The organism is Roseiflexus castenholzii DSM 13941, from assembly GCF_000017805.1.
GTDB lineage: Bacteria > Chloroflexota > Chloroflexia > Chloroflexales > Roseiflexaceae > Roseiflexus > Roseiflexus castenholzii.
Genome location: NC_009767.1, coordinates 2,448,973 through 2,474,742, shown reverse-complemented (window position 1 = coordinate 2,474,742; position 25,770 = coordinate 2,448,973). Strand labels below are relative to the sequence as shown.

Genomic DNA, 25,770 nt, shown 5'->3' with positions numbered 1-25,770 from the left:
CCCCTCTCGCCTCTTGCCTCTTGCCTCTTGCCTCATCCCTCTCGCCTCATCCCTCTCCCCTCATCCCTCTCGCCTCCTCCCTCTCCCCTCATCCCTCTCGCCTCATCCCTCTCGCCTCATCCCTCTCCCCTCTCCCCTCTCCCCTCTCGCCTCTTGCCTCATCCCTCTCCCCTCACCCCTCTCGCCTCATCCCTCACCCCTCTCGCCTCATCCCTCACCCCTCTCGCCTCATCCCTCGCCCCTCTCCCCTCTCGCCTCATCCCTCACCCCTCTCGCCTCATCCCTCGCCCCTCTCGCCTCTTGCCTCTTGCCTCTCGCCTCATCCCTCACCCCTCACCCCTCTCGCCTCATCCCTCTCGCCTCTTGCCTCACCCCTCTCGCCTCTCGCCTCATCCCTCTCGCCTCTCGCCTCTCCCCTCTCCCCTCACAACGCCCCCGGCGCAGGAATCGCATTTGCGCGGGTGATGATCGCGTAGAGCGCAGCGGAAGGACGCATCCGCCGCTCACCGGTGCGCTCATCGAGCGCATACAGTCCGAAGCGCAGCCCCCATCCCTCTGCCCACTCAAAATTATCCACCAGCGACCAGACGAAGACGCCACGCACATCGACACCCTCCTGGATCGCGCGATGCACCGATTCCAGGTGATTGAGCAGAAAGCGCGGGCGCTGATTATCGTCCGCATCCGGCAGACCGGTTTCGGTCACATAGATCGGTAGTTTCAGCCAGCGGTAGACCCGTTTGAGCGCGCGGTACAGACCGTTGGGATAGATTTCGCCAAACGCGCCCTCCATGCCCGCGTCGCTCTGCTCAAAGTGCGGCGGCGTGAAGCGGCGAATGAACAGATGGTACGGACGGCGCAGGTCAAAGGCGATGTGATCGCGGCTATAGTAATTCAGCCCGAAGAAATCGGACGTTTCGCGCAGCCGCCGCAACACCAGTCCATTGACCAGATAATCATACATCACCGTCGTCAGCACATCGTGACCGGCAGGCGAAGCCGGATCAAGGACCCGCTTGTGATGCACAATGCCAACACGGTGCGCCGGATGCTGCTTGCGCACCGTCTGCGCCGCTAGTTCGTGCCCGCGCATCAAATTGGCGAAGACCCGCAACGCCTGGATAATATTGCGCCGTCCAGGGGGCCAGACACCCTGGAGATAACTCAACGCCGCGTAGACCGTCGGTTCGTTGACGGTGCACCAGAGATTACAGAGATCGCCCAATTCTTCGACTGCATACGCGACGAATTGCGCAAACCGTCTGGGCGTTGCCGGGTTCAACCATGCGCCTCGCGCCTCGATCCAGAGCGGATTGGTGAAATGGTGGAGCGTAATCATCGGCGTCATCCCGCGCCTGATGATGCCGCCGATGATGTTGCGATAGCGGCGGATCGCGCGACGGTCGAAGCGTCCTTCTTCCGGCTCGATGCGACTCCATTCGATAGACATACGATGGGCGTTTGTGCCAAGCGCAGCGGCTCGATCCAGGTCGCCTTCAGCGTCGCGCCACCAACCACAGGCATCACCGGAAACGTCACCATGCCAACAGCGCCCTTGCTGCTCCCAAACCCACCACTGGTTATTGGTATTCTGCCCTTCAACCTGATGCGCGCTGGTGGCGGTTCCCCATAGAAAGCCTGGCGGGAAGCGGAGCGGTTCAGGCAAGCGGATGTGCTGGCGGGTGTGGGTGGAAAGACCAATATCGTACTGGATCGTCATATGTCTGATATGCCATCCTTGCCGTTTTTCTTTCTCAAAGTATACCACCGGCGCACTTTTCTCGGGAGCGTGGGGGTTGTGCCGGGTGCAGCATCCGCGCGGGTATGAATGTTCCGAACAAAGCCCTGCTTTGGTCATCTCACGCACAAACGCGGGAACTTTCTCTATAGGGCGCACCGACAACACTCCCTGCGTTGGTCGGTTTAAGGGTGGACAGAACACCCGAGGGAACACCGGCACTCCCACCGTCGGACGGCCGCGCGCGCGGCGCCGGTCTCCCCTCTCCCGTGCGCGGGAGAGAGGCGGGGGGTGAGGGTAAAACGGCGCATCCCACCGCCATGCATGCCCGCTATGCTCATGCGTGCGGTCCGCCCTTGAACGTCGGTCGGGTCAGGTCCCCATTCTAACTTCCTTCATCCCTGCCGCCTCACGCCTATCGAGACCCTTGGGAGGTCCGACGACACATCGCCAGGAAACGAGGGGTGATGCACGGGCGGCGTCATTGGCGCACCCGGATGCCCGACGGAGACCTCGACGGTCGCGCACATTTCCGCATCATGCCACACGTCTCGCGCTGCTTGCCTCGCGCCTTACGCCCCACCCACATCAAACACATGTCCATTCGCGCGCATGAGATCATCGACGCTACGGAAGCCCTGGAGCACGAGTGGTGTTCCCAGACTGCCGAGCGCCACGATTGGACCGGTGACCATGAAGGTGTAGCGTCCGGTGCGCTTCGGATCGGGGAGGGAACAGTAGCGAGCAAACCCCTCTCTCCCCAGTTCAGTCTCGACATACTCGCGGTCGGCGCCAAGTTTGAACCCCTGCCCGAAGATTTTGACCTGCAACTGTCGCAGAATAGTCTTATCAAAGTCGTGGAGCGTCTGAGTAATGAACATCCAGCCCACGCCATACTTGCCGGTCATACGAATGCTCTGCGCCAGCAAGGAGCGAGTGCGCGCGCCATCGCCAGTGTCGTCAGCATGCTCCCCGGCGAACAGATGCGCCTCATCGAGCAGCACCAGCGCATTCGAGGCGCGCCCGTCCTGGAACGAGCGATGGATCACCTGGCGCAAACGGGTCAAGATTTCGTTCAACAAGAAATAAGGCGTCTCAGCGACATTTTCCTGGGCGAACGACAGAATAACAATTGCGTGATCCGCCAGCACCTGCTGGATCACCTGCGACAGCGGCTGGCGCCTGTCCGGTTCGGTGCGGAAGCGGCGCAGCGTCTCGTCCCAGAGGCGGCGCAGGCGCGCTTCATCGAGGTGATAGCGCGCCAGCACATCGGCGGCGCGTTGCCCTTCCCCCGGCACAGTCCCCGGACGGGTGGCATAGATCACATCGGCGAAGCGCGCCAGGTCTTTGACGAGCAGCGGGAGATCGGCGGCTGTCAGGTCGCGGATAGGACGGCGCCGACCAGAGGAGTCGGCCAGTTCGGCGAGCATGCCCGCCAACCGTTCGGCAGCTTCGCGTTCCTTGTTGGCGCCCTTGAACCCCAGGCTGTCGAAAAAGCCGGCGCGGCGCAGCAATTCGGTGAACGCCTCCGCGCCTTCCATCGCCACATCATCGGTTGTCAGCGTGATCACCTCACGGCGCCGGCGCAGACCGGCGAGCAGGCGACGGATGCTGAAATCAACGCGATGGTCGCCTGCGGCGAAGCGGTCGCGCCCAAACTCACCCTGTGGATCAATCACCAGAATGCCCATATGCGGGTTGGCAGCAAATCCGGCGAGCAGTTGCGCCGCCAGGATCGACTTGCCGCTGCGCGTCTGCCCGAAGATGCCGAGCATCACCGCCTCGCCAAACCCACCCTGTTCGGTCGGACCAAAGTGGCGCAGCGTGAGCGGCACCGGCAACCCATCCCCCGGCGACTGCCCGGCATAGAAAATTCCCGGCTCAGTATGCACCAGGTCCTGAAGCGTAGCAGCGTCCGCCGGGTAGACCAGCGTCCCCGACGGCGGCGGGGTCGAGAGGGTCGTGCGGCGCACCACGCGCCCCTGTTCATCGAGCAGAAAGACGCCAAGCGCCGAAAGTTGCGCCGCCGTCAGATCGCTCTCGCCGGAAAGCGCAGGAAGCGCGCCCTGGCGCTTGATCACCGCACGGATCACCGGGTCCTCGTGCCAGCGGTTGCGCGTGACGATTCCGCCCAACTGACAGAGCGCGCGTTTGCGATACGCTTTGCCATTGAACCGTTCGGTGACTTCAAAGACGACCCAGGCGTGGTCGAGCGCGCGGTCGCGCGCAGTTTCGAGAATATCGACGGTGAAGTGGGTGGTGGAGTTGGGGCTGCCGATCACCGCAATCGGCGCGGCAACCGACGACGCAGCAGTCGAACGCAGGCTGAGCGCCTCTCGGGTTTCGCGAAGCGGTCGCATGACACTCCGAACAGAAATGCTAAACACCTGTTCGCAGTATAGCAGCCTCTGGCGCAGAGATCAAGAGGGAAACGGCAAGGATTTTCCAGAGAGAAACGAGGCGCGAGAGGCGAGGGTGGAAGGTGGGGTCCCGCCCGCATGTGGTGCAAGTAGGGGCGCGCCCCCAAACGCTGCGGGCGCGCGCACGTTGAACGTCGCCTGTGGCAGGTGGGACGGGTAACGAGGGAAGGGTACGTCACCCGTAGCGCCGTTGCATTACTACGGCGCACCACAATGGCGCAGCGCCGCAATGCCACGTACTGGCGCGTTACAAATGATGCATCCGGTATGTTTGCTGGCAGGCGACTGGCAATTCAAGCCGGCGCCAGGGCGCCGTTGCGTATCACGAAGACGCTGTCACAGAGCGCGTTCAACTCCTCGGCGCTGTGGCTGGTCAACAGAATCGTTATGCCTTCCGCCCGCAATTCCCGTAACAACGCATAGATGCTCTGGCGACCATCGGGGTCGATGGCATTCGTCGGCTCATCGAGCAGCAACAGGCGCGGACATTCCATGATAGCCTGCGCCAGACCAAGCCGCTGGCGCATTCCCATCGAATAGGTGCGCACTGGTCGCCGGTACGTTGAGTCGAGCCCTACGCGCTGCATGACTGCCGCAATCTCATCCTGGCTGATCTGGTTCCGAATCATCGCAAGGAGTTGGAGATTGCGCAATCCGCTGTACTACGGAAGAAAACCGGGTCTATCAATCATCACGCCGGTCATCGACGGAAATTCGACATCGCTGCCGATAGAGCGGCGCCAAACACCCGAACCTGACCCGCAGTCGGTCGAACCAAACCCGAAATAATGCGCAGCAACATGCTTTTTCCGGCGCCGTTATGCCCGCTGATTCCATACACGACGCCCTGGGGAACGACCAGATTGACCCCATTGAGCACCGGTTGATCCCCAAAATGCTTTACAACATCTTCCAGTGCTATTGCAGGGCTGTATGGATTGCCCGTCATCGCAGACGCTCCTTATTCACCGAGAAAATCCATATTGATCGTATAGAACAGACCGATGAATACCGCCGCCAGTATTGCGATTCCGTTGTAGACCAGCGACCAGACGAGTGAAAATCCCGCAACGTCCGGCGCGAACAAATCATGGCGCAGAATCATCGATTGCGATCCTGGCAGCCAGGGAACAAGGGATTTTCTGTCGATGCCGAGAATCCACGAAAACGCCAGTATGAGCGCCAAAGCGCCGGTTATGACAGTTGGCAGACGGGTGATAAGCGAGAGCGTCGTCTGCCAGATGGTGAAAGTGCAAAACGTGGTCATCAGCAGAAGAGTCATCCACAACGTGATGTTGGCAGCGTTAGCATACAAAGGACGTTCCAGGGCTTCCGTGACAACCAGTGACGTATCAAATGGATGTGACCATTCCAGCGTCGATCCTGCAATGGTCAGAACAACCGCCATTGCCAGAACAGTATAGGCGATAGTTGCCAGAACAACACTGATAACTTGAGCTAACCACCAGTGTAGTCGCAAGCCGACTCGCACGACAAATACCGGGTTATGTTGGGAAAGGTCTCGCCAGACTTTATCGCCGACCATAGCGCATACAATCAGGTGGGGAAGAAACCATCCGAGCATTCGGACCAGCGAGGTGTCTCGCAGCCCTGGACCGGCAAAAGCCACAAAAAGAGCGTCCCACACTGTGGTTCGATCCGATCCAGTGTCCAGAACCGCCCTCTCGCTCGCTTCACGGGCGCTAACGAAACCCAAGAACAAGAAGAACGCCAGAGTAAAAATGACATATCGCAGACGCACGATTGCGAGCATATTCCAGAAAATGGTGCGGAACATTCTGCCAACCACTCAGGACCTCCGAACAAAATCCTGATAGCAAGCCAGATACATGCCTGCAATGAATACGACGACGATCCAGACCCCCCAGTACGCATACGAGAGCATCAGCGCAGGATAATGAGATGTGCTATCACTGAAGGAATGATAAGTAAGCAGCAAATGGTTGCCGATTGATATGTAGGTCCAGACGCCGGACATCTCAGAACGGTGAATGATAAGCCCCGCCAGATTGATGGCAAGACCGATAGAGAAGCCCCATCGCGCCGATTTGAAAGCAAGAATGCCCAAAAGGACAAGTACTCCCAGTGAAACCCATCCGAGAAAAAGCAGCGATAAAAGGCAAAGAAAGACAAAGTATGGACGATCATGTGTGATTTCTCGTACTATATATATCTGATGAATTATTAACGGCAAATGAACTCCATCCATCGCTCCATTGAAAGGTGGAACCAAAAAGAACGAAAGATCCCAAAACTAGCAGTAAAATATAAATAAAAGCAGCTATCGATAAACCGATAACCTTACCAGCCCACCATATCCTGCGTGATCCGAGGCGTAGCAGCATAGACTCGCCTATCGCCGACTCTGGCAGAAAATCACTTACGAAGTACAGAAATATCGGATTGAAACAGTAGAATATATTGTTCGGATTGCCGAATGTATTGAACAAAGCATCCCAGACGTTAATCGTGTAGATACTACCATCTTTGTGATGATGGAGAGTCATCGTCGTGAAGTAAGCGACAACTGCTACAACGGGAATGATGAGCAGCCATCTCTTAGTGAAGATGTGCTGGATTAAGTCAATCACAACAAATCTGATCAGCACATTCATACGTTTGATCGCAGCGAATGAGACATTCTACCAATCAAAATAAAACTCGAGAGCAGCACGAGACTCAGACTGGAGATGATGTGTATCCAGCCTACGTTGTCGATCCAGTGGGGAACGAATGCAACTCCCGGTGACCATTGCGGCAAGCCAAGGACGGAAAGGATAAAATGAAGGACATTACACATCAGGAATGGCGTTGATAGAATGATATACCTGTTCTCAGTCAGCGCAGAGAGTGAGAGACCAAAGATAGCGTAGGTCACACCGAAGATGAATATGAGTCCCAGCAGGCTCCAGATATACGCATCAGGCGCCTCCCGGTAGAGCGCCCCGAATGGTCCCAATGCCCGGGCGTCGGACACGATGCGTGATTGTTCCGGCGAAGGAAGACCTCGGGGGAGAGAGAGACTCGTATAGCCATACATGACAACGAAAGGCAGCGTGATTGCCAGACCTCCCGCTACTGCACACGCAAACATCTTCGACAAAAGATAACTTAATTTGGGGTCAACTGCATATTTCATTCCGAGGATCGGCTCTGCTGCGCATCCGGTCTCCCATATGCGATAATCCGGTGCTGCTGCGCCCAAACCTGCACCGCGCGCCGCGATGACTGGCGCAGTTTGTGCAGCACCCCGTGGACGTGCGCTTCGACCGTCTTGACCGCCAGCCCCAGCTCTGCGGCGATCTCTCGATTGGTCGCGCCCTCCGCCAGCAGGCGCAGCACGGCGTATTCGCGGTCGCTCAGCAGCGCCAGGCGCCCTGCTACGTCGCGCCGCCAGGCGGCGATGCGCGCCCGCTGCGCGTCGCTGAAGGCGCGTTCGCCGTCAGCCGCTTTCCAGATCGCCGCGACCAGCGCCTCGGTCTCAGCGCTCTTGGCGATAAACGCCGCCGCGCCCGCCTCCCATGCCTGCACCAGATAGACATCCCAGTCGAACGCGGTCAGCAGCACCACTGCGCACGGCGTCTGCGCCACGATGCGGCGCCCAAGGTCGATCCCGCAGCCGTCGCCCAACTGGACGTCGATTACCGCCACTGCCGGACGCTCGGCTGCCAGACGCGCCAGCGCCTCTGCCGCCGTTCCCGCTTCCGCCGCCGGGCGTCTGGTCGATCCGCGCGCGGCGGCGCTGTCCATCCGGCTGCGCGACGGACGCGAGATGGCGCCGGTGGTGCACGATCGCGGGTTTCTCTTGACGGTCGCGGCGGACCCGCTTCCGTTCGACGTTCGGGTGTTGACTGATGAGGCGCAGCTCCTCGAACGGTTCCGCATCCCATTGCGCGGATAGGAGGCGCAGATCGCGCCAATCCCGTCGTCTGCACTCCTTCCCCGCACGCAAAGACTCTCCTCGATTAAGGGTAGTTCCCCGATAGACGCCCCGATAGCGCCGTGCTAGAATCAGAAGGGAATGATACAGGATAGTCACGAAAGGAGACGCTTATGCGTATACCCATGCTGCGCCGCCTGGCGCTGATGGCGCTGATCGTCTCGCTGCTCCTCGTCGTTCCTGCCCCGGCAGTCGCCCAATCACCGCAGCCTGAGCCAACCGTGACGGTTCCAATCAACGGGGAACAACGGACGGTCCGGGTTGGCGAGAGCATCCCGCATGTTCACGTCGTTATGCCACTGGTTACGGCTAATTCTTATGATGAAGCGCTTCTGATATATCAACAGAGTCGATCTGATGGAACAAGTCCGCAGGATACCCGAGTCGGCAACTGTGGTTCTGCAACGATGGACATCTATGACGATGGAAATCTCCTGGTCAGACTCGATTATGGGGCTACTTCAATACGAGGGTCAATGATAGAGCAAGAATGGACCTGGATTCTCTATCAACAGGGATTCCTCGGCTTTTTCTACGAAAAGACGCGGGATTCTGGCGTTGATCATCGAATCAGCACCTCATGGGGACGAACAGAGTGGCGATCTGTGGCTGATTGGGGTGCTGGTACATACAAAGGTGTTTTATCCCGATTACGAGTCGTTCTTGGTGATGGAACCGAATGTTACGGTCTCCAGCCGGAAGATACGCAGTATGTCGATTAGAACGAATGTTAACTATGAACGAACGCATTCGCATCATCATTGACCATATGCGCACCCGCGCTGCGCTGCCGCTACGCGCTCCAGTGCAGGCGCTGGAGATTCCCGGTCCCGGACGGAGCGTGCTTGTCGCCCTCTGGTTTGGGACGGAGCCGGAGGGCGACGCGGCGCCTCTATGCGGCGTGGCGCTGCTGACCCCGTCGGACCGGCAGCCAGGAGGATGGCTGCTGGTCGAGGCGACGACGGGGGCGGAACAGCGTTCACCAGGCGGCGCGATTACCGTCATGGCCGCATTGTTCGTGTGCGGGCAATGGGTGATCGCCGGGCGTCTGGTTGATCCGCGCGCAACGGCGCTGTCCATCCGGCTGCGCGATGGACGCGAGATGACGCCGGTGATGCGCGATCACGGCTTTCTGCTCCTTGCCGACGCCTTTCCCCTCCCGATCGAGGTGCGCGTGCTGACTGGCGATACGCAGATTCTCGAGCAGTTCCGCGTTCCGGAGCAGGTTCCATCCGCCTGGACAGACCAGCCGCCTGGTCACATTCCGCCAGATTCCGACGGTCACCCGCCGTGGGTCAGCACCGCTGTAACGCGCTTTCGCGCTCAACTGCGTGCGCGAGTCATAGTGCCGCTCTGGTCGCGTGATCCGGTGTCCGTGCTAGGAGAAGTGGATAGTTGGGGGCAGAGCAAGATTGTGGCGCTCGCCGGTCAGACGCGGACATGGCTGCGCCGCGTCACGGTGATAGGCTTCGCGCTTGTCGCTCCCTTTATCGCCAATCAATGGTCCGTCCTGAGAATCCAGACGACGGAGGGAACACCCTCACCCAACCGCACAATTGACCTGCACACCGGGGTCTTCTGTGGGTGGTGGGTGATCGCCGGGCGTCTAGTCGATCCGCGCGCGGCGGCGCTGTCCATCCGGCTGCGCGACGGACGCGAGATGGCGCCGGTGGTGCACGATCGCGGGTTTCTCTTGACGGTCGCGGCGGACCCGCTTCCGTTCGACGTTCGGGTGTTGACTGATGAGGCGCAGCTCCTCGAACGGTTCCGCATCCCATTGCGCGGATAGGAGGCGCAGATCGCGCCAATCCCGTCGTCTGCACTCCTTCCCCGCACGCAAAGACTCTCCTCGATTAAGGGTAGTTCCCCGATAGACGCCCCGATAGCGCCGTGCCAGGATCAGAAGGGAATGATACAGGATAGTCACGAAAGGAGACGCTTATGCGTATACCCATGATGCGCCGCCTGGCGCTTGAGAAACTTTGCGGGCGTCACACTGGTTGATGCAATGCTATCATACTATCAGGTGACGCTCGGAGGCATGAGCGGACGCGGAAACATTGCAAGCGCCGACGTATACCTCTGCCTTGGAGACAGCGGAGCGGGATTAGCCGGAGGAGTCGACTCTGTCCGCCAGCATCTCAATCTGTATCTCAAATAGCAGCAACAGATGTGACTCAACGTCCTGCTATAGAGTGTACGAAACGGATGTTCTCGTGGAAAGGAGGCTTGTGATGATCACCCGTGATAAGGCGTACTTCGGACTTGCAGCGCTGGCATGCCTGATCCAGTCGATCACACTAGCGCTTACCTATGCGTTGCACGAAAGGAAGGGCTTCTACGTCTTCTGGATCGGTCTGCTGCTGTCCACTTGTGTGTCAGGATCGATAGTGATAACATCATCGCGCGCGTTTATCGCCTCATCCCGGTATGCTGCGTCCGCTGTCGTGCTGAGTATGACATCTCTCTTCGTCACGTTGCTGTGGTTTCTGTCCTGACGGTATGTTTCAGTCATCCTTCGTCTGCGCCGGCAATGGACGCTGCGCTCCGGTGCGGCATCCCCGACCTGCAACAGGCGCTCCTCACCTTGCTGCAGCAACGCGGCTGGCGCCACAACCCCGACGCGCCGCTGCTGGCAATGCTGGACGCGCCCTTCGGCTATGCGCCCTTCATCCGACCTCAAGAGTTTTGGTACGGGAACCTGCCCGACTCGCGGTCTTTGCCTGATGATTGCAGAACATGGCGCCGGTCGTCTATAATTTCTTCGGAAAGGGCGCCCTTGCAGGGTCGTGTTTATTTCTGAAAGCGTATATGATCGTCCAGTATCCGCAGACATATCCCCCGGTGACTGATGCGCTGTTGCGGGAAATCGTGGCGCGGATCTGCGCTGTCGGCGATCCGATCAAAATTATTCTGTTCGGATCGCGCGCGCGGGGCGATGCCCGCTCTGATAGCGACATTGATCTGCTCATCATCGAAGAGTCCCGCCTGCCGCGCTACAGGCGATCAGCACGTTACCTGAGCGCGTTGATCGGATTGTTTCCCGCAAAAGATGTTGTCGTCTGGACGCCCGATGAGGTGGCACAGTGGGCGAACGTTCCACACGCATTCATTACGACCGCGCTGCGCGAGGGAAGGGTCCTGTATGAGCGATGTCCTTGATCTGGCGCGCGGCTGGTTGCGCAAAGGCGATAGCGATCTGGCTGCTGCACGCCTGATCGCAACGAGTAACGGTCCCTATGACACGGCCTGTTTTCACGCGCAGCAGGCAGCGGAAAAGTATCTCAAAGGATTGTTGGCGTTTGCCGGACAGCCAATTCCCTTCACGCATAACCTCGAAGAGTTAGCGCACCGTTGCAAAGCGCTCTACCCGACGGTTGACTTTATGGAGGTCGAGCTGACGCAGTTGACCCCTTACGCCGTGCAGATGCGGTATGATCCCGACTTCTGGCCCGATTTGGCGACCCTTCAGGAGGCGATTGCGCTCGCTGAACGGGTACGCATCATCGTTCTCTCGCTCGTCCGATGACCTGTATCGCATAGGCGGCGTTGATCTCATCGACGCTCCGTATCACGTTTGGGTGATCGCCGGGCGTCTGGTCGATCCGCGCGCGGCGGCGCTGTCCATCCGGCTGCGCGACGGACGCGAGATGGCGCCGGTGGTGCACGATCGCGGGTTTCTCTTGACGGTCGCGGCGGACCCGCTTCCGTTCGACGTTCGGGTGTTGACTGATGAGGCGCAGCTCCTCGAACGGTTCCGCATCCCATTGCGCGGATAGGAGGCGCAGATCGCGCCAATCCCGTCGTCTGCACTCCTTCCCCGCACGCAAAGACTCTCCTCGATTAAGGGTAGTTCCCCGATAGACGCCCCGATAGCGCCGTGCCAGGATCAGAAGGGAATGATACAGGATAGTCACGAAAGGAGACGCTTATGCGTATACCCATGATGCGCCGCCTGGCGCTTGAGAAACTTTGCGGGCGTCACACTGGTTGATGCAATGCTATCATACTATCAGGTGACGCTCGGAGGCATGAGCGGACGCGGAAACATTGCAAGCGCCGACGTATACCTCTGCCTTGGAGACAGCGGAGCGGGATTAGCCGGAGGAGTCGACTCTGTCCGCCAGCATCTCAATCTGTATCTCAAATAGCAGCAACAGATGTGACTCAACGTCCTGCTATAGAGTGTACGAAACGGATGTTCTCGTGGAAAGGAGGCTTGTGATGATCACCCGTGATAAGGCGTACTTCGGACTTGCAGCGCTGGCATGCCTGATCCAGTCGATCACACTAGCGCTTACCTATGCGTTGCACGAAAGGAAGGGCTTCTACGTCTTCTGGATCGGTCTGCTGCTGTCCACTTGTGTGTCAGGATCGATAGTGATAACATCATCGCGCGCGTTTATCGCCTCATCCCGGTATGCTGCGTCCGCTGTCGTGCTGAGTATGACATCTCTCTTCGTCACGTTGCTGTGGTTTCTGTCCTGACGGTATGTTTCAGTCATCCTTCGTCTGCGCCGGCAATGGACGTTGCGCTCCGGTGCGGCATCCCCGACCTGCAACAGGCGCTCCTCACCTTGCTGCAGCAACGCGGCTGGCGCCACAACCCCGACGCGCCGCTGCTGGCAATGCTGGACGCGCCCTTCGGCTATGCGCTGCGCACGCTCCCCGCCGCAGCGCTGGCGCACCGTCAAGTGGTGGTCGTCACGCACAACCCCTGCCCGGAGTACTGGGACGACCTGTGGGAGTTCCGACCGGCGATCCTGCGGGCGAGTCAGTGCCGTCTCCCGGCGCTCGAGCGCGCGCTGATCGACGCGGCCGCCGGTCGCCGCGCCCGTCTGACCCCGCCGCACGCTTCGCCGCTGACGCCTGCTGAGCGCGCGGTCTTGCGCGCCATCGCCCACGGACGGACCAACCAACAGATCGCGCAGGACCTGCGCCTGTCGGCGCGCCGCATCGCCAACCTGGGACGGAGGTGTACCGCAAACTGCGGCTGCCGGGACGCAGTGCCGCCATCCTGTACTCCTGGGGACGGCGGGAACTGCTGGCTGCGCCGCACGGGGCATCCATCTGACCGCCTCTGGAGGAACATGTCGCAGACCTGCCCCTTTCGCTGCTGCGTCGCGCCACGCGCGCAACGCGCCATCTCTTCATCTCCTGGTAGAGATCGCAGGCGAAGCACCCTTCCATCCCGGAAACGAACCTTCAGGTCACCTCAGGGATACTACATCCAGAGCGCGCTCTTACACTTACCGTGCAGAAAGGATGGATATGGATGAACGGGAAGCGATCGCCAGGCTTCAGCGTGGCGATATCAGCGGATTGGAAGCGCTGGTCCGGGCCTATTACGTGCGAGCAGTCCGCGCAGCCTACCTTGTCGCTCACGACCGCGATCTTGCTGAGGACATTGTACAAAGCGCCTTTCTGCGAGCATACGAGCGGATTGACCAGTTTGACGCCAGGCGCCCGTTCGGTCCCTGGTTTCTACGCAGCGTTGTCAACGACGCGGTCAAAGCAGCCTCCCGTCAGACGCGGCGCATTTCGCTCGAGCGGATGACCGGGGATGAGGCGAGCGCGCTGCTTGAACGCCTGGCTGACCCGCACGCAGGTCCTGATACGGATGCGGAACAGGCTGAAACGCGCGAGGCTGTTCGTGCTGCGCTACTCGCACTCTCGCCCATTCAGCGAGCGTTGATTGTGCAGCGTTACTACCTTGGGTTGAGCGAAGCCGAGATGGCCAACAGCATGGATTGCCCGCCAGGGACGATCAAGTCGCGTCTGCACGCAGCACGAGAACGACTCCGCGGGATCCTCGCTCCGCTTCACCCGCTGACGACACGCTCAGAAGCGGACAAATGACGGTTGCATAACTATTTTTATGATGACAAGGAGATAAAGCGATGAACAGGCGACAGCGTCCAGTGGAACATACCGTGATCGACAGGCGACAGCCTGTTCGGCGTCTCCTGGAGGAGATTGCAGCACAGGCAATACCGGATGACCTGCATCCGTGGCCAGCGATACACGCCCGGCTTGCCCGCGTGCATGCGGCGGAGCGCTGCCAGCGTTCTGCACAGCCTCGCCGCGTCTCACCGGGAGGATTTGCCGCCGCGTCTATGACACCCCGGTTAATCGGTCTGGCCATTGTTGTGCTGCTGATAGGAGTATTGATCGGCGCACCCGTGACGCACGCCGCAGTCGCTGCGATCCTTCAGCGCTTCGGGCTGGCGTTCGTTGATACGATGCAGAGCCAATCCACGCTTACCACGACACACGTCGAGCCAACCGCTCCGCCAACGCCGTCGCTGCTCAGCCTCGCGGAAGCGCAACAACAGGTTCCGTTCTCTATTCGTACTCCAGCCTGGCTGCCCGAGGGCGTATCACTGGCAGGCGTTCGAGTGGATCGCACGACAGTATCGACATCCGCGCAGATTGCGGAACTGAGGATTGCGGCGCTCCTCACCTATCGGTCTGTCAGCGCACCGGACGCCGCTTCAGCGCAGATGAACCTCGAAATTGTGTCTGGACCGAACGTTGCCCCGTTTCTGCTGCCTCGCTCGCGCGCCCAATCGGTGCTGGTGAACGGGCAGGAAGCGACGTATGTTCGAGGCGGCTGGCGGAGCGATGGTCAGGGAGATCCTCAGGAAACGCTTGGCGACTTACGCTGGGATGATTCGATCGATTCCGCCTGGCTCTCGTGGCATGAGGATGGATTGACCTACACCTTGTCAGCCTACGGACTGGGTCTTGATAAAGGGCAACTGCTCCAGGTGGCAGAGTCGCTTCGCTAAAGACCTGTCGTGATACCCCGCAACAGAGCACCTGGCTCTGCTGCGGGGTTTTCGGCGAGAGTCGCGTTGCTGAACACTTATCTTGTCGGCGACCCGATGTGCGCGATTGAGTCGCGCCGGACAACAGTTTACGCTGGAAGTTCGCACAATCCAACAAGTTCTCATACAGGAGATGAAACTATGTTCAAACGACCGACGATCAAGATAGTTGTCATCACTCTCGCCTTGATAGCATCAACGATTATGGCATCGGGCATATACGCGCAATCGACGGCGCCGCCGACGCCTGGCAATCAGCACCATTGTGTCGTGCATGTCGCCCCGCTTCACGAGGCTCAAACACAATCTGAGTCTGTGAGCCTTGGGTGTTTCGCCACCTTTGCTGAGGCGCTCGCCATCGCAACAGGCGGTGCAGTGCAAGCGCCGTCGACCGCCTCACCAGAGGACATCACACAGATGCTGCTATCAACTTCCTCCAATACCGTGATAGGCATTCAATGGGATGGGGCGAACCGAGGAGGCGGCTCAATCATTCGCGTTACTTCACATACTCCCGGTTGTAGCGATGGCTCGAGTTATGGAAACCCATCAATGGAACCGGGCTGGGATGATCGGGTCTCATCAGCACAGGCTTTTGGCGGATGCAACCATTTCTATCATTACGAACATACTGCATGGACTGGCGCTGTTCTTGACTGTAACACGTATTGCGGTTCGATGGGCGTGATGGACAATCAGACGTCGTCCTGGCGACTCACACGCTAGCCAGGAGGCAGCATAAATCGCACGACACAATCAGGAAGAAGGAGCCTGCTCACGGCAGTGCATCTGCTCCCGTGAGCTATATGCATCTCTACAGAGCATCGCATTATGGGGCATCATGACGCAGTCTATCCTTCGTCGACGCCGGCAATGGACGTTGTGCTCCGATGCGACATCCCCGACCTGCAACAGGCGCTCCTCACCTTGCTGCAACAACGCGGCTGGCGCCACGACCCCGACGCGCCGCTGCTGGCAATGCTGGACGCGCCCTTCGGCTATGCGCTGCGCACGCTCCCCGCCGCAGCGCTGGCGCACCGTCAAGTGGTGGTCGTCACGCACAACCCCTGCCCGGAGTACCGGGGCGACCTGTGGGAGTTCCGCTCGGCGATCCTGCTGGCGAGTCAGTGCCGTCTCCCGGCGCTCGAGCGCGCGCTGATCGACGCGGCCGCCGGTCGCCGCGCCCGTCTGACCCCGCCGCACGCTTCGCCGCTGACGCCTGCTGAGCGCGCGGTCTTGCGCGCCATCGCCCACGGACGGACCAACCAACAGATCGCGCAGGACCTGCGCCTGTCGGCGCGCCGCATCGCCAACCTGGGACGGAGGTGTACCGCAAACTGCGGCTGCCGGGACGCAGTGCCGCCATCCTGTACTCCTGGGGACGGCGGGAACTGCTGGCTGCGCCGCACGGGGCATCCATCTGACCGCCTCTGGAGGAACATGTCGCAGACCTGCCCCTTTCGCTGCTGCGTCGCGCCACGCGCGCAACGCGCCATCTCTTCCGGCGCGCGATCCAGGAGGAAGCTGGCGTGGTCCGCGCCAGCGTCATAGCAATGGTTGTGCTCGGTAACTTGTTCACTTGTGGCCGGGCATAGTATACTGAGGATTGTTCGGCAGCGTTGCACACTGATGCCAATATGCGATCATTCGTGCCATACTGCCGATGCCCATCGCTCGTTTCTCCAAGCGAACCGAACGCCTGGGCATCCTGGATGGCCTGTAGACTAAGGAGGAGGTAAGCGATGTGGCCATCTCGTGTTGCCGGGTTTGAGCTGCTCGATTACACGCAGACCAATCGCGCCGATGGGTATGAGTTCCGCATGATGGTGCGTTGCCGGTATCAGAACGGGGTGGAGACGATCTGGAGCGCGATGGGTGACGTGCATACGAGCGCCGACGGGCAGGAGTCGACCATTGACATCACTGCCCAGGGCGTGCCGCCGTCGCTGACGCCCGACCAGATTCCGCAGCGGATCAGAACCACAACCTCACGCGGCGAACGCAAAGGTGACATGAAAGCAGTCGTTGTGGAGCAGGAAATCACCTTCCTGAACGGATATACGACGATTCGCAAAGGAACGCAGCTGCTTCCTGCAGACGCTCCGCAATTTTCCGTCGATCAGAAAATCAGAATCATGAAGCGCGCCCTCGCTGGCGAGCCGCTGGACAGACTGATTTTCGGGCGTGATCTGTCACATGAGTCGGGAGAAGCAATCTGAGGTCTGCTATGGGCGCCAATTGCGGAACCATCTGCGCTATTGCATGCCTTCCGCTGGCTGAAATGCCAGAAGCGTATTTCGTATGCTATCTGCTCTGCATCGCGGCATGCGCTTCCCAGGATCCCTGATCTTTTGTTGGAGGTCATCCATCATGAATCGCCGGACGTTCCTGACCACTTCGCTGGTTGGTCTCAGCGCAGCGGGGTTAACGGCAACTCATGCATTGTTGCAGCATAGGGGGCAGAACATTACGGAACTGCCGCATGGCTTTTCCTACGCACCTGGCGATCCGCCGCCCAAACCGAACGCGGTGTACCGGGGCGTCGTTGCTGCAGTGACTGATCAGACGCTGGACGTGAAGGTCGGTGTTGATACTATCGCTGTCCCGGTTGACGCGCCTGCGATCTGGAAGATGGGCATTGTCTGGCCCGCTTCCGTCAAAGAACGCATTCAGCCGGGCGACAGGGTTGTGCTGATCGGCGACGCCGATGAAGATGGGTTTCGCTGTCGGATGTGCTGGGTCAACGTCCCCGCTCTGGATGCTTTGTTCTGACGAAATCGGGAAGGCGAAGAGGCATGGTCGCCATCAACCTGCCTGCGAGCAAGTTAATCACTCTCGTGTTCTTGCTCGTCGAGACCGCCATCATTGCCACTCTCTTTACGTTTCCATCACACGCACTGGAACTGACGGCAGCGCTCATTCTTTTAGCGCCGCTCGCGCTCGTCTTGATGGTTGTGCTTCGTGCATCACCCGAATCCGAGAGGATGCGTAGACAGCTGCAAACACCGCAATCCTCGCAGGCGCGGTCTGCGTGCTTGTCGTGGACGCTGTCGCGCTCTTTGTGTCCTCCCAGGGATGAGGAGGTACACAATGAGGTGTCGCCAGGAAATTCGGGAGGTGATGACACGTCCTTTCCCAGGATACTTGTATCCCGGAATTGCGACCGGCCCGGTGGCGGAGCCACAGGCGCATCACTGCGTGGACAGCGCTCGCCGTGATCGTTGCGGCACCGGCGACCGCCCTCAGCGCAGCCGACGATGTCGTAGCCTTCTATCACCAGATCGTGGTCCGAGAACGTTCACAGCCCGTCGACGGGATGGCGCGCGTGCTAGAACGGGCACCCTTTCAGGGGTGGGCGCCCGAAGGTCGTCTCATCGCGGTGCAGGAGCCGGGCGCGGATGCACCCTATGCCGTCATCTCCCGCTACCTCTGGAACGACGCCCGCGAGATCGTCGTCATGCAGGATACCAGCGTCCGCCCGCCGCCCGCCACACACGCCGCATTTTGGGACGGAGCGCGGAACGTGGATGACACGATCGTGATCCAGGGGCGCCCGGCGGTGATCTATGAAACGCCGGTCAGGGGCGGCGACAACCAGATGCTGGGGTGGAACCGGACGCTCGTCGTCGTACTGAATGGGACCACTGTCACGATCTTTGGTGCGCCCGGTTCGGCGGTGAACGCCTACGAGCCGCTGAGCCGTGACGAACTGCGTGCCATCGGCGAGTCGCTGCGCCCTGTAACGCCATAGAGGGGCGGTGCAGAAAGGTTCCCGCTTATGCAACGGTCACTGTTTACCTCTTTCCTTATCAGTGTCAGCATCCTCATCAGCGGAACCGCGTGCGCGACGACCAACCGACCGGCAGCGTCGTTATCTGCTGCTCCGGCGACGCTCTCACCAGCTACCGTCATTCCTGCCACATCAACCGGCGGACAGATCACGCCGACCGCCATCCCGCCGCAGCGCTCGCCGATAGCCGTTCCCGCGCCGGAGGCGCCGACTCCGGTTGACTCCGGCGATGCCCAGGCGGTATAGCAGCCCGAGCGCTTCCGCCAGGCGGCAGCGGCGATCTGGCACGCCAGCGCCGATGCGCCGTCTGGTCCTCACTATGCCGTCTCCTACGTTGATGAGCAGGGAATATGCCTCCTCTTCACACTCGGCGCGGTGAATAGCGCGCCGCCGACGGCGGACCTCACTCCGCGCCATCGCGCCGCCACGTGGGCCATGTGGTCCGCCACCGATGACTGTCCCGCCCAGCAGGTGCAGTGGCGCGAAGCGGCGCCCGGCGCGAGTCGCGTGTCCGCAGTGCAGACCGGCGATGCGCAGCTGACCCGCGACGACCTGCTGCGGATCGTCGAGCAACTGGCGCCGGTGACCCCGACCGGCGCGCCGTCGGCGCTGTGAAAGGAGCGAGTGCGGTCCGAAGTGTCAGAAACCGACGTCTCGCTGCAGGCTGATGGTTTTTGAAAAATGATCCCGCTATCCGCTCGCCCGCCCGGCAGCTGAAGCCGCAGGCTCCGGTTGCGAAGCCCGCCTTCGCGGGCTCCATTGGGCGATACCGGATTATGTTCTCAAACTCCATAAGCCCTGGCTGAGATCGTCGCTCCAGTCTCGACCGACACCCCTCACACTGGCTGCTGATGTGCGGCAGCGGGATCAGCTGGCGGCGCTCCGCCATCTGCGCCCGGGTGTGCCGCTCACCCATCCGCGCGGTCGCCTGGCGCAGCGGCTCTTTGCCGATCTGCTCGCGCTCGACGATGGAATTGACCCGTTGCCCTGGCTCGTCAGCGCACGGGCGCCAACGGTCGCCCTTCTGACACTGGCGCGGGCGCTCGACTTTGCGACCATCTGCGCGAGATCGAAATATCGCGGCACGCTCCAACGCGCGCTCGCCTCCGCCAGCGATGCCGAGCGGTCCGCCGCGCGAGACTTGGAGACGCGCGATCAGGCGCTGTTTGGGCGGATGCTCAGCGCGCCAGACGAGTGGTTGGTCCCGGAGGTCTGTTCGACCGCATCGACGCCGGGGACGCAGACGAACTGCGCCAGTTCTTGCGTCAGCTGCGGATTACGCCAATGCTGCCATCCATCGGCGCGCCATTTCAGGTCATCATCAATGGCGTGACGCGGTGCGCCGACAATAGTCGTTGCTGGCGCGATACGCGATGCGAAGTTTCGGGTCTGGTCTATGAAATTCGTGGCGCTTAGCGCATACACCGGGTTGCCCCATATGCTCCAACATTAAGCGGACGTTCACGTCGGCGGCTCTTCCGACGTTTCCGACATTATTTCCAACATCAAGAGTTCTGATTCTGACAAGATGTCATGGATGCACCCAACAGGCGCCGGATCGTGGGGAATCGGAAGCGATTTTCCGCTCGAACTCCAGTTTTGGGGATATATCGGCGAGTGCGAAGGGTTTCACCTGGAGGCGGAGCAACCGGTCTCATCACTCAATGAGATAATGTGGCGCCGATGGTGGGATATCTTCATCACACACTCCTGTGGACGCATCCTGGTGGAAATCGAGCGCACGATGCCTGATCTGTCGCCCGAAGAACAATCCAGGCACGCCGCTGCGCGCTTCTGTCCGCCTCGACTGCCGAACCGCGCGTGATCACGCCGCCGCAGGCGCCAGGCCACGCCTGGGGGTTGACCTGGTCGCCCGACAGTCGTGCGTTGCACTTTCTCCTCCGCCCCGGCGATCTCTACGATGACCCAGCGTCTTCGCTCGGCGTGTGGCGCCTGGATGTCGTCTCGGACGCCGTGGAGCAGGTGACAGCATCCGCCCCGGCTGAAGCCATCCTTCGCACCGACGGGCAATGGCTGGTGATGCAGCACATGGAAGAAAACCGTGCAACCGTGGTCAACCTCGCCACCGGGGCGACAGAGAGTGTCGATCTACCGACGCAGGCGATTGTTGTGGGGTAGCGATGACGCGATAGGGCTTCCACCGGAATGGACGTCCCCTGCTCCCCGTGTGGGAGCAGGGGGCAGGAGGGATAAGGGGACAACCGGCAGAGGCAACGATGTCTACCGATGCACACCGAGGGTGCGTTCGCGCACACGGAGGAGCGCCTTCGGCATCCGCACCGTCTCCAAACCGCGCGGTTGAATGCGCCAGAAGGCGCCGCGAGCCACTTCCCAGCGTTCCAGCAGCGACGCCGCATGCGGGCTGCCGGTCAGTTCGACGTGGCGCACCAGCAGCGCGCGCACATTGTCTTCGTCCGCCGGGTCGAGCATGTTGAGCGTCACCATTTCAGTGTTACAACGCGACGGAAACGTCCCATGCTCATCGTAGACGTAGGCGATGCCGCCGCTCATGCCGGCTGCGAAGTTGCGCCCGGTGGGACCAATGACCAGCACAACGCCGCCGGTCATATACTCACACCCGTGATCGCCGACCCCCTCGACGACTGCCACTGCGCCTGAGTTGCGCACGGCGAAACGTTCACCGGCACGACCGGCGGCGAAGAGCGTACCTCCGGTAGCGCCGTAGAGACAGGTGTTGCCGATGATTGTGCTTTCGTGCCACGGGTAGCGCGCCTGTGGCAGCGGGCGCACAACGATCTCGCCGCCCGCCATCCCCTTGCCGACGTAGTCGTTGCACTCGCCATCGATCACCATGCGGACGCCAGGCGCGAGGAAGGCGGCAAAACTCTGCCCGGCGCTGCCGCGAAAACTGACCGTAATCATCCCCTCCGGCAGACCCGCCTCACCGAACCGTCGCCCGATTTCGCCCGAAAGCGTTGCGCCAACCGTGCGATCCACATTGGTGATCGGGTAGTGCAGTTCCACGTGCAACTGATAATCGAGCGCGCGTGACGCATCATCGAGCAACCGCCGGTTCAGTGCACCGACATTGATCAGCCCGTTCCACGGTTGCACATTTCGGATCGGATCGCCAGGACGGTCAAAACGCGCCAGCAGCGGCGCCAGATTGAGCGCATCCGCGCCGGGATGACCACGTGGAACCTGACGCAGCAGGTCGGTGCGCCCGATAATATCGTCGAGCGAACGCGCGCCGAGCGATGCAAGGATTTCACGCACTTCCTGCGCCACGTGACGGAAGAAATTGACGACATCCTCCGGCTTGCCGGGAAACTTCGCGCGCAGATCAGAACGCTGTGTGGCGACACCGACCGGGCAGTTGTTCGTGTGACATGTGCGCGCCATGACGCATCCTTCGGCAACAAGCGCCGCCGTGCCAAACGAAAACTCGTCAGCGCCGAGCAATGCCGCCAACACGACGTCGCGCCCGGTTTTGAACCCGCCATCAACGCGCAGCCGCACCCGCCCGCGCAGCCCGTTGAGCACCAGGGTCTGTTGCGTCTCGGCAAGCCCGATTTCCCAGTTGATCCCGGCGTTCTTGATCGACGACAGCGGTGACGCACCGGTGCCGCCCGAATGCCCGGAAATGTGAATAACATCCGCACCGCCTTTGGCGACGCCAGCGGCAATCGTGCCCACGCCCGCTTCGGCAACCAGTTTGACCGACACTGCCGCGCGCGGATTCGCCTGCTTCAGGTCATAGATCAGTTGCGCCAGGTCCTCGATGCTATAGATATCGTGGTGCGGCGGCGGCGAGATCAGCGTCACGCCCGGCGTCGTATGCCGGATACGCGCAATCTCTTCCGAGACCTTGATGCCCGGAATCTGACCGCCTTCACCCGGCTTGGACCCCTGCGCCATCTTGATCTGCAATTCCAGCGCCGACGCCAGGTACGCCGGGGTCACGCCGAAGCGACCGGACGCAACCTGTTTGATCGTGCTGTTACGTTCGTCACGGTAGCGCTCCGGGTCCTCGCCGCCTTCGCCACAGTTGCTCATGCCGCCAAGACGGTTCATCGCAATCGCCAGTGTTTCGTGCGCTTCGATGCTCGTCGACCCATGCGACATAGCAGCCGTCGAGAAGCGACGCACAATTGCCTCGATCGGCTCCACCTCATCGACAGGGATCGGTTGCAGCGGCACAATGTCGAGCAGATCGCGCAGTTCGACCGGCGGACGGTTATGCACCAGTTTGCTGTACGCCAGGTAATCGGCATAACTGCCGCCGTTGGCAGCGCGTTGCAGCGCATGGACGACGGCTGGCGAGAAGGTGTGATATTCACCATCCTTTTTGAACTTGTAATACCCCGGATGTGGCAGCGACGAGCGACCGGCGAGCGCCGGCAGGCGATTGGAGAACGCCGCCTCGTGATGTTCGAGCACATCGGCAGCCAGTTTACGGAAGCTATGCCCGCCCAGATGGGACGACACGCCCGCAAAACAGCGTTCGATCACCTCATCTGCCAGACCGACCGCCTCAAATATCTGCGCGCCACAGTAACTATCGACGGTCGAGATGCCCATCTTGGACATCACCTTGAGCAGCCCTTTTTCGAGAGCATGGATATAGTTCTGCTCGGCTTCATCGGCCAGCTCGCCAGCGGCGCGGCGATCGGGCGTTTCGGCGGCTTTGCCGCGCACCTCATCGCGTTCGACGGCGAGCGCGCGCACGGTTGCGAGCGCCAGATAGGGATTGACCGCCTCGGCGCCCATGCCGACCAGACACGCCAGATGATGGACCTCACGCGGTTCGCCGCTTTCGACGACCAGGCTCACCGACGTGCGCAGACCGGTGCGGATGAGATGCTGATGCACCGCACCAAGCGCCAGAAGCGCCGGGATCGGCGCGCGATACGCATCAACGCCGCGATCACTGATGATCAGAATGACCTTATCGGCGGCAATTGCTTCTTCCGCCGCGCGACAAAGACGGTCGAGCGCTGCAATCATCCCATGGACGCCATCGTCCGCCACAAACGTCGCGTCCAGCGTTGCTGTGGCGAACGCCGGATCGCTGATATTGCGCAGCATCGCCAGGTGCTCATTATTCAGCACCGGGCTGGAAAGGCGCAGCAGGTGCGCGTGTTCTGGCGTCTCGAGCAACAGGTTCCCGCGCCGACCAAGACTGAACGAGAGGGACATCACCAGTTCCTCGCGGATCGGGTCGATCGGCGGGTTCGTCACTTCGGCAAAGCGCTGCTTGAAATAATTGTACAGCGGGCGCGGGCGATCGGCGAGCACTGCGGTTGGCGTATCATCACCCATAGAGCCGACCGGCTCCAACCCATCGCGCAACATCGGCTTGAGCACGACCGCCAGTTCCTCGGCGGTGTAGCCAAAAGCGCGCTGCAACTCACCGAGCAGCGCCGATTTACTCTCGCGCGCAGAGCGGCTCTCCGGCTCGTCCGGTTCGCTGACACGCGGCGCACCGGCCGGCGCCAGCACGCGCATATGGCGCTTGAGCCACTCGGCATACGGTTGCCGGGCTGCAAGCGCGCTGCGGATGTCGTCATTTTCCTCGAAGCGCCCCGCGCGCAGATCGGCGGCAATCATCTGACCAGGACCAACCTTGCCTTTACGGATGACACGCGACTCATCGATAGAGACTGCGCCGACTTCCGAGCCACAGACCACCAGACCATCATCGGTGAGCAGGTAGCGCGCCGGGCGCAACCCATTGCGGTCGAGCGCCAACCCGACCACCTGACCGTCGCAGAACGCCAGCGCCGCCGGACCGTCCCATGGTTCCATCATACCGGCATGATACTGATAGAACGCGCGTCGAGGCGGTTCCATATCGTGTACCCGTTCCCAGGCTTCGGGAACAAGCATCGTCAGGCTATGGCGAATGTCGCGCCCGCCCATCACCAGCAATTCGAGCACATTATCGAGCATTGCCGAGTCGCTGCCGCTCGTATCGACAACCGGACCGATCATGGCAGCGCTGAGCGCCATTGCCAGCGGATCGCCATCAATCGACGCTTCGATCAACCTGGATTGCTGTGCAGCAGCGGCAGCGCGGCGCCATTCCGCTTCGCGCGCCTGCATCCAGGTAATGTTGCCGCGCAAGGTATTGATCTCGCCATTGTGCGACAGCATGCGGAACGGTTGGGCGCGTTCCCACGTTGGGAAAGTATTGGTCGAATAGCGCTGATGATAGAGCGCAATCGCCGTTTCATACAGCGGATCGTGCAAATCGTCGTAGAACTCAGGCAATGCTGGCGCAACCAGCAACCCTTTGTAGACCAGCGTCCGGCTTGAGAGCGAAGGAATGGAGAACCCTTCCAGGCGATGCGCGCGCGCCTCGGCTTCAATCGTGCGGCGCGCCAGGTAGAGCGCGCGCTCATAGGCATTCGGCGCGGTATGGTTATGTGGCGGGCGGGCAATCAGGGCTTGCTCGATCACCGGGCACGACTCGCGCGCGCTGTCGCCGAGCGCATCGAGGTTGACAGGAACCGGACGCCACGCCAGCAGCGCCATGCCATACTGGGCAAGAATCTGCTCCACGATACCGCGCGCTGTACTCCGATGCCCTTCGTGCTGCGGCAAGAAAAACATGCCAACCGCAAGATCCTCGACCGGGTAACGAACACCGCGTATTGCCAGTTCACGAGCAAAGAAGGCGCGCGGAATCTGCGTCAGCACACCGGCGCCATCGCCGCTCTTTCCATCAGCCGCCACTCCGCCGCGGTGCGCCATCCGTCCGACAGCGGTCAGCGCATACGCCAGTATCGTGTGACTCGGTTCACCGCTCAGGCGGGCAACGAACCCAATACCACATGCATCGTGTTCAAAACGCGGGTCGTACAGTCCGCGCATCTCTGGTTGCTTCAGTTGATCCATTGTGTCTGTCACCTTGCTACCTGACGTGGCGTACACAAAACAGCGCTCCACTGTCCCGGGGGAGCGACACTGCCGTTTGCAGATGCTGTGTCTGGCGGGATGACCTGACTACTGCGTGATTCCGCTGCGTCGAGAAGCGTGCTGCGATC

28 protein-coding genes are annotated in these 25,770 nt (G+C 60.7%); 19 read left to right on the top strand and 9 right to left on the bottom strand.

Annotated elements, in window-relative coordinates; translation table 11 throughout:
* Positions 1-424 precede the first annotated feature (424 nt).
* From RCAS_RS09900 to RCAS_RS09870, 8 genes are all read right to left on the bottom strand, one after another.
* Positions 425-1,720, bottom strand: a complete 1,296-nt coding sequence (locus tag RCAS_RS09900; RefSeq protein WP_012120445.1) for a glycoside hydrolase family 1 protein — start codon at positions 1,718-1,720, stop codon at positions 425-427.
* A gap of 590 nt (positions 1,721-2,310) precedes the next feature.
* Positions 2,311-4,098: an ATP-binding protein gene (locus tag RCAS_RS09895; protein WP_012120444.1), complete on the bottom strand. Its 1,788-nt coding sequence runs from the start codon at positions 4,096-4,098 to the stop codon at positions 2,311-2,313.
* A 353-nt stretch (positions 4,099-4,451) separates the two neighbouring features.
* Positions 4,452-4,787 (bottom strand): ATP-binding cassette domain-containing protein, encoded by a 336-nt coding sequence (locus RCAS_RS23915; RefSeq protein ID WP_157042607.1) that lies wholly within the window; start codon positions 4,785-4,787, stop codon positions 4,452-4,454.
* Between the two features lie 71 nt (positions 4,788-4,858).
* Entirely contained in the window at positions 4,859-5,107 is a 249-nt protein-coding gene (locus tag RCAS_RS26205) for an ATP-binding cassette domain-containing protein (protein ID WP_083760298.1), read from the bottom strand.
* Positions 5,108-5,119: 12 nt separating this feature from the next.
* Positions 5,120-5,968: a hypothetical protein gene (locus RCAS_RS09885; protein WP_012120443.1), complete on the bottom strand. Its 849-nt coding sequence runs from the start codon at positions 5,966-5,968 to the stop codon at positions 5,120-5,122.
* Positions 5,969-6,247: a hypothetical protein gene (locus RCAS_RS09880; protein ID WP_012120442.1), complete on the bottom strand. Its 279-nt coding sequence runs from the start codon at positions 6,245-6,247 to the stop codon at positions 5,969-5,971.
* A gap of 543 nt (positions 6,248-6,790) precedes the next feature.
* A complete protein-coding gene (locus RCAS_RS09875) occupies positions 6,791-7,318 on the bottom strand; it encodes a hypothetical protein (protein WP_012120440.1) in 528 nt (175 codons plus the stop codon).
* The gene (locus RCAS_RS09870) at positions 7,315-7,929 is read right to left on the bottom strand and encodes a response regulator transcription factor (RefSeq protein ID WP_012120439.1); all 615 of its coding nucleotides are present in this window, start codon (positions 7,927-7,929) and stop codon (positions 7,315-7,317) included. Before RCAS_RS09870 ends, RCAS_RS09875 begins: the two co-directional genes overlap by 4 nt.
* 303 nt (positions 7,930-8,232) lie before the next feature.
* Between RCAS_RS09870 and RCAS_RS09865 the strand changes: the two genes are divergently transcribed.
* The 19 genes from RCAS_RS09865 to RCAS_RS09770 all read left to right on the top strand — a co-directional run bounded on the left by RCAS_RS09865 (position 8,233) and on the right by RCAS_RS09770 (position 20,878).
* Complete coding sequence (locus tag RCAS_RS09865) at positions 8,233-8,841, top strand: hypothetical protein (RefSeq protein ID WP_012120438.1); 609 nt, start codon at positions 8,233-8,235, stop codon at positions 8,839-8,841.
* Positions 8,842-8,855: 14 nt separating this feature from the next.
* On the top strand, positions 8,856-9,908 hold the full coding sequence (locus RCAS_RS09860) for a hypothetical protein (protein WP_041330547.1): 1,053 nt from the start codon (positions 8,856-8,858) through the stop codon (positions 9,906-9,908).
* 445 nt (positions 9,909-10,353) lie between these two features.
* Complete coding sequence (locus tag RCAS_RS09855) at positions 10,354-10,617, top strand: hypothetical protein (RefSeq protein WP_012120432.1); 264 nt, start codon at positions 10,354-10,356, stop codon at positions 10,615-10,617.
* 313 nt (positions 10,618-10,930) lie between these two features.
* The gene (locus RCAS_RS09850; protein ID WP_012120435.1) at positions 10,931-11,281 is read left to right on the top strand and encodes a nucleotidyltransferase domain-containing protein; all 351 of its coding nucleotides are present in this window, start codon (positions 10,931-10,933) and stop codon (positions 11,279-11,281) included.
* A complete protein-coding gene (locus RCAS_RS09845) occupies positions 11,265-11,648 on the top strand; it encodes a HEPN domain-containing protein (protein ID WP_012120434.1) in 384 nt (127 codons plus the stop codon). Before RCAS_RS09850 ends, RCAS_RS09845 begins: the two co-directional genes overlap by 17 nt.
* Positions 11,599-11,898 (top strand): hypothetical protein, encoded by a 300-nt coding sequence (locus RCAS_RS09840; protein WP_041330545.1) that lies wholly within the window; start codon positions 11,599-11,601, stop codon positions 11,896-11,898. The genes RCAS_RS09845 and RCAS_RS09840 overlap by 50 nt, the downstream gene beginning before the upstream one ends.
* A gap of 445 nt (positions 11,899-12,343) precedes the next feature.
* Positions 12,344-12,607: a hypothetical protein gene (locus RCAS_RS09835; protein ID WP_012120432.1), complete on the top strand. Its 264-nt coding sequence runs from the start codon at positions 12,344-12,346 to the stop codon at positions 12,605-12,607.
* Positions 12,608-12,642: 35 nt separating this feature from the next.
* The gene (locus RCAS_RS09830; RefSeq protein WP_041330543.1) at positions 12,643-13,398 is read left to right on the top strand and encodes a LuxR C-terminal-related transcriptional regulator; all 756 of its coding nucleotides are present in this window, start codon (positions 12,643-12,645) and stop codon (positions 13,396-13,398) included.
* On the top strand, positions 13,391-13,978 hold the full coding sequence (locus RCAS_RS09825; RefSeq protein ID WP_012120430.1) for an RNA polymerase sigma factor: 588 nt from the start codon (positions 13,391-13,393) through the stop codon (positions 13,976-13,978). The genes RCAS_RS09830 and RCAS_RS09825 overlap by 8 nt, the downstream gene beginning before the upstream one ends.
* Positions 13,979-14,019: 41 nt before the next feature.
* Positions 14,020-14,910 carry a hypothetical protein gene (locus tag RCAS_RS09820; protein ID WP_012120429.1) on the top strand — a complete coding sequence of 297 codons (891 nt, stop codon included), beginning with the start codon at positions 14,020-14,022 and terminating at the stop codon, positions 14,908-14,910.
* A 180-nt stretch (positions 14,911-15,090) separates the two neighbouring features.
* The gene (locus RCAS_RS25115; protein WP_157042606.1) at positions 15,091-15,675 is read left to right on the top strand and encodes a hypothetical protein; all 585 of its coding nucleotides are present in this window, start codon (positions 15,091-15,093) and stop codon (positions 15,673-15,675) included.
* A 105-nt stretch (positions 15,676-15,780) separates the two neighbouring features.
* Entirely contained in the window at positions 15,781-16,500 is a 720-nt protein-coding gene (locus tag RCAS_RS09815; protein WP_012120427.1) for a LuxR C-terminal-related transcriptional regulator, read from the top strand.
* 191 nt (positions 16,501-16,691) lie between these two features.
* Positions 16,692-17,168, top strand: a complete 477-nt coding sequence (locus RCAS_RS09810; protein WP_012120426.1) for a hypothetical protein — start codon at positions 16,692-16,694, stop codon at positions 17,166-17,168.
* Between the two features lie 151 nt (positions 17,169-17,319).
* Positions 17,320-17,721, top strand: a complete 402-nt coding sequence (locus RCAS_RS09805; RefSeq protein ID WP_012120425.1) for a hypothetical protein — start codon at positions 17,320-17,322, stop codon at positions 17,719-17,721.
* Between the two features lie 553 nt (positions 17,722-18,274).
* Positions 18,275-18,700 carry a hypothetical protein gene (locus tag RCAS_RS09795; protein WP_157042605.1) on the top strand — a complete coding sequence of 142 codons (426 nt, stop codon included), beginning with the start codon at positions 18,275-18,277 and terminating at the stop codon, positions 18,698-18,700.
* A 27-nt stretch (positions 18,701-18,727) separates the two neighbouring features.
* On the top strand, positions 18,728-18,985 hold the full coding sequence (locus tag RCAS_RS09790) for a hypothetical protein (protein ID WP_041330537.1): 258 nt from the start codon (positions 18,728-18,730) through the stop codon (positions 18,983-18,985).
* Between the two features lie 607 nt (positions 18,986-19,592).
* The gene (locus tag RCAS_RS09780) at positions 19,593-20,072 is read left to right on the top strand and encodes a hypothetical protein (RefSeq protein ID WP_041330535.1); all 480 of its coding nucleotides are present in this window, start codon (positions 19,593-19,595) and stop codon (positions 20,070-20,072) included.
* Between the two features lie 204 nt (positions 20,073-20,276).
* Positions 20,277-20,564 carry a hypothetical protein gene (locus tag RCAS_RS09775; RefSeq protein ID WP_041330533.1) on the top strand — a complete coding sequence of 96 codons (288 nt, stop codon included), beginning with the start codon at positions 20,277-20,279 and terminating at the stop codon, positions 20,562-20,564.
* Complete coding sequence (locus tag RCAS_RS09770) at positions 20,561-20,878, top strand: TolB-like translocation protein (protein ID WP_012120419.1); 318 nt, start codon at positions 20,561-20,563, stop codon at positions 20,876-20,878. The genes RCAS_RS09775 and RCAS_RS09770 overlap by 4 nt, the downstream gene beginning before the upstream one ends.
* A gap of 102 nt (positions 20,879-20,980) precedes the next feature.
* On the opposite strand, the gene gltB is transcribed toward RCAS_RS09770, so the two are convergent.
* Complete coding sequence (gene gltB, locus RCAS_RS09765; protein WP_012120418.1) at positions 20,981-25,621, bottom strand: glutamate synthase large subunit; 4,641 nt, start codon at positions 25,619-25,621, stop codon at positions 20,981-20,983.
* Between the last annotated feature and the right edge of the window lie 149 nt (positions 25,622-25,770).

Excerpts from the sequence above, each read along its gene's own strand:
- RCAS_RS09900 (WP_012120445.1), bottom strand. The coding sequence starts at position 1,720 with ATGACGATCCAGTACGATATTGGTCTTTCCACCCACACCCGCCAGCAC.
- RCAS_RS09895 (WP_012120444.1), bottom strand. The coding sequence starts at position 4,098 with ATGCGACCGCTTCGCGAAACCCGAGAGGCGCTCAGCCTGCGTTCGACT.
- RCAS_RS23915 (WP_157042607.1), bottom strand. The coding sequence starts at position 4,787 with ATGATTCGGAACCAGATCAGCCAGGATGAGATTGCGGCAGTCATGCAG.
- RCAS_RS26205 (WP_083760298.1), bottom strand. The coding sequence starts at position 5,107 with ATGACGGGCAATCCATACAGCCCTGCAATAGCACTGGAAGATGTTGTA.
- RCAS_RS09875 (WP_012120440.1), bottom strand. The coding sequence starts at position 7,318 with ATGAAATATGCAGTTGACCCCAAATTAAGTTATCTTTTGTCGAAGATG.
- RCAS_RS09870 (WP_012120439.1), bottom strand. The coding sequence starts at position 7,929 with ATGGACAGCGCCGCCGCGCGCGGATCGACCAGACGCCCGGCGGCGGAA.
- RCAS_RS09865 (WP_012120438.1), top strand. The coding sequence starts at position 8,233 with ATGCGTATACCCATGCTGCGCCGCCTGGCGCTGATGGCGCTGATCGTC.
- RCAS_RS09860 (WP_041330547.1), top strand. The coding sequence starts at position 8,856 with ATGAACGAACGCATTCGCATCATCATTGACCATATGCGCACCCGCGCT.
- RCAS_RS09855 (WP_012120432.1), top strand. The coding sequence starts at position 10,354 with ATGATCACCCGTGATAAGGCGTACTTCGGACTTGCAGCGCTGGCATGC.
- RCAS_RS09850 (WP_012120435.1), top strand. The coding sequence starts at position 10,931 with ATGATCGTCCAGTATCCGCAGACATATCCCCCGGTGACTGATGCGCTG.
- RCAS_RS09845 (WP_012120434.1), top strand. The coding sequence starts at position 11,265 with ATGAGCGATGTCCTTGATCTGGCGCGCGGCTGGTTGCGCAAAGGCGAT.
- RCAS_RS09835 (WP_012120432.1), top strand. The coding sequence starts at position 12,344 with ATGATCACCCGTGATAAGGCGTACTTCGGACTTGCAGCGCTGGCATGC.
- RCAS_RS09830 (WP_041330543.1), top strand. The coding sequence starts at position 12,643 with ATGGACGTTGCGCTCCGGTGCGGCATCCCCGACCTGCAACAGGCGCTC.
- RCAS_RS09825 (WP_012120430.1), top strand. The coding sequence starts at position 13,391 with ATGGATGAACGGGAAGCGATCGCCAGGCTTCAGCGTGGCGATATCAGC.
- RCAS_RS09820 (WP_012120429.1), top strand. The coding sequence starts at position 14,020 with ATGAACAGGCGACAGCGTCCAGTGGAACATACCGTGATCGACAGGCGA.
- RCAS_RS25115 (WP_157042606.1), top strand. The coding sequence starts at position 15,091 with ATGTTCAAACGACCGACGATCAAGATAGTTGTCATCACTCTCGCCTTG.
- RCAS_RS09815 (WP_012120427.1), top strand. The coding sequence starts at position 15,781 with ATGGGGCATCATGACGCAGTCTATCCTTCGTCGACGCCGGCAATGGAC.
- RCAS_RS09810 (WP_012120426.1), top strand. The coding sequence starts at position 16,692 with ATGTGGCCATCTCGTGTTGCCGGGTTTGAGCTGCTCGATTACACGCAG.
- RCAS_RS09805 (WP_012120425.1), top strand. The coding sequence starts at position 17,320 with ATGAATCGCCGGACGTTCCTGACCACTTCGCTGGTTGGTCTCAGCGCA.
- RCAS_RS09790 (WP_041330537.1), top strand. The coding sequence starts at position 18,728 with ATGCAACGGTCACTGTTTACCTCTTTCCTTATCAGTGTCAGCATCCTC.
- RCAS_RS09775 (WP_041330533.1), top strand. The coding sequence starts at position 20,277 with ATGCACCCAACAGGCGCCGGATCGTGGGGAATCGGAAGCGATTTTCCG.
- gltB (WP_012120418.1), bottom strand. The coding sequence starts at position 25,621 with ATGGATCAACTGAAGCAACCAGAGATGCGCGGACTGTACGACCCGCGT.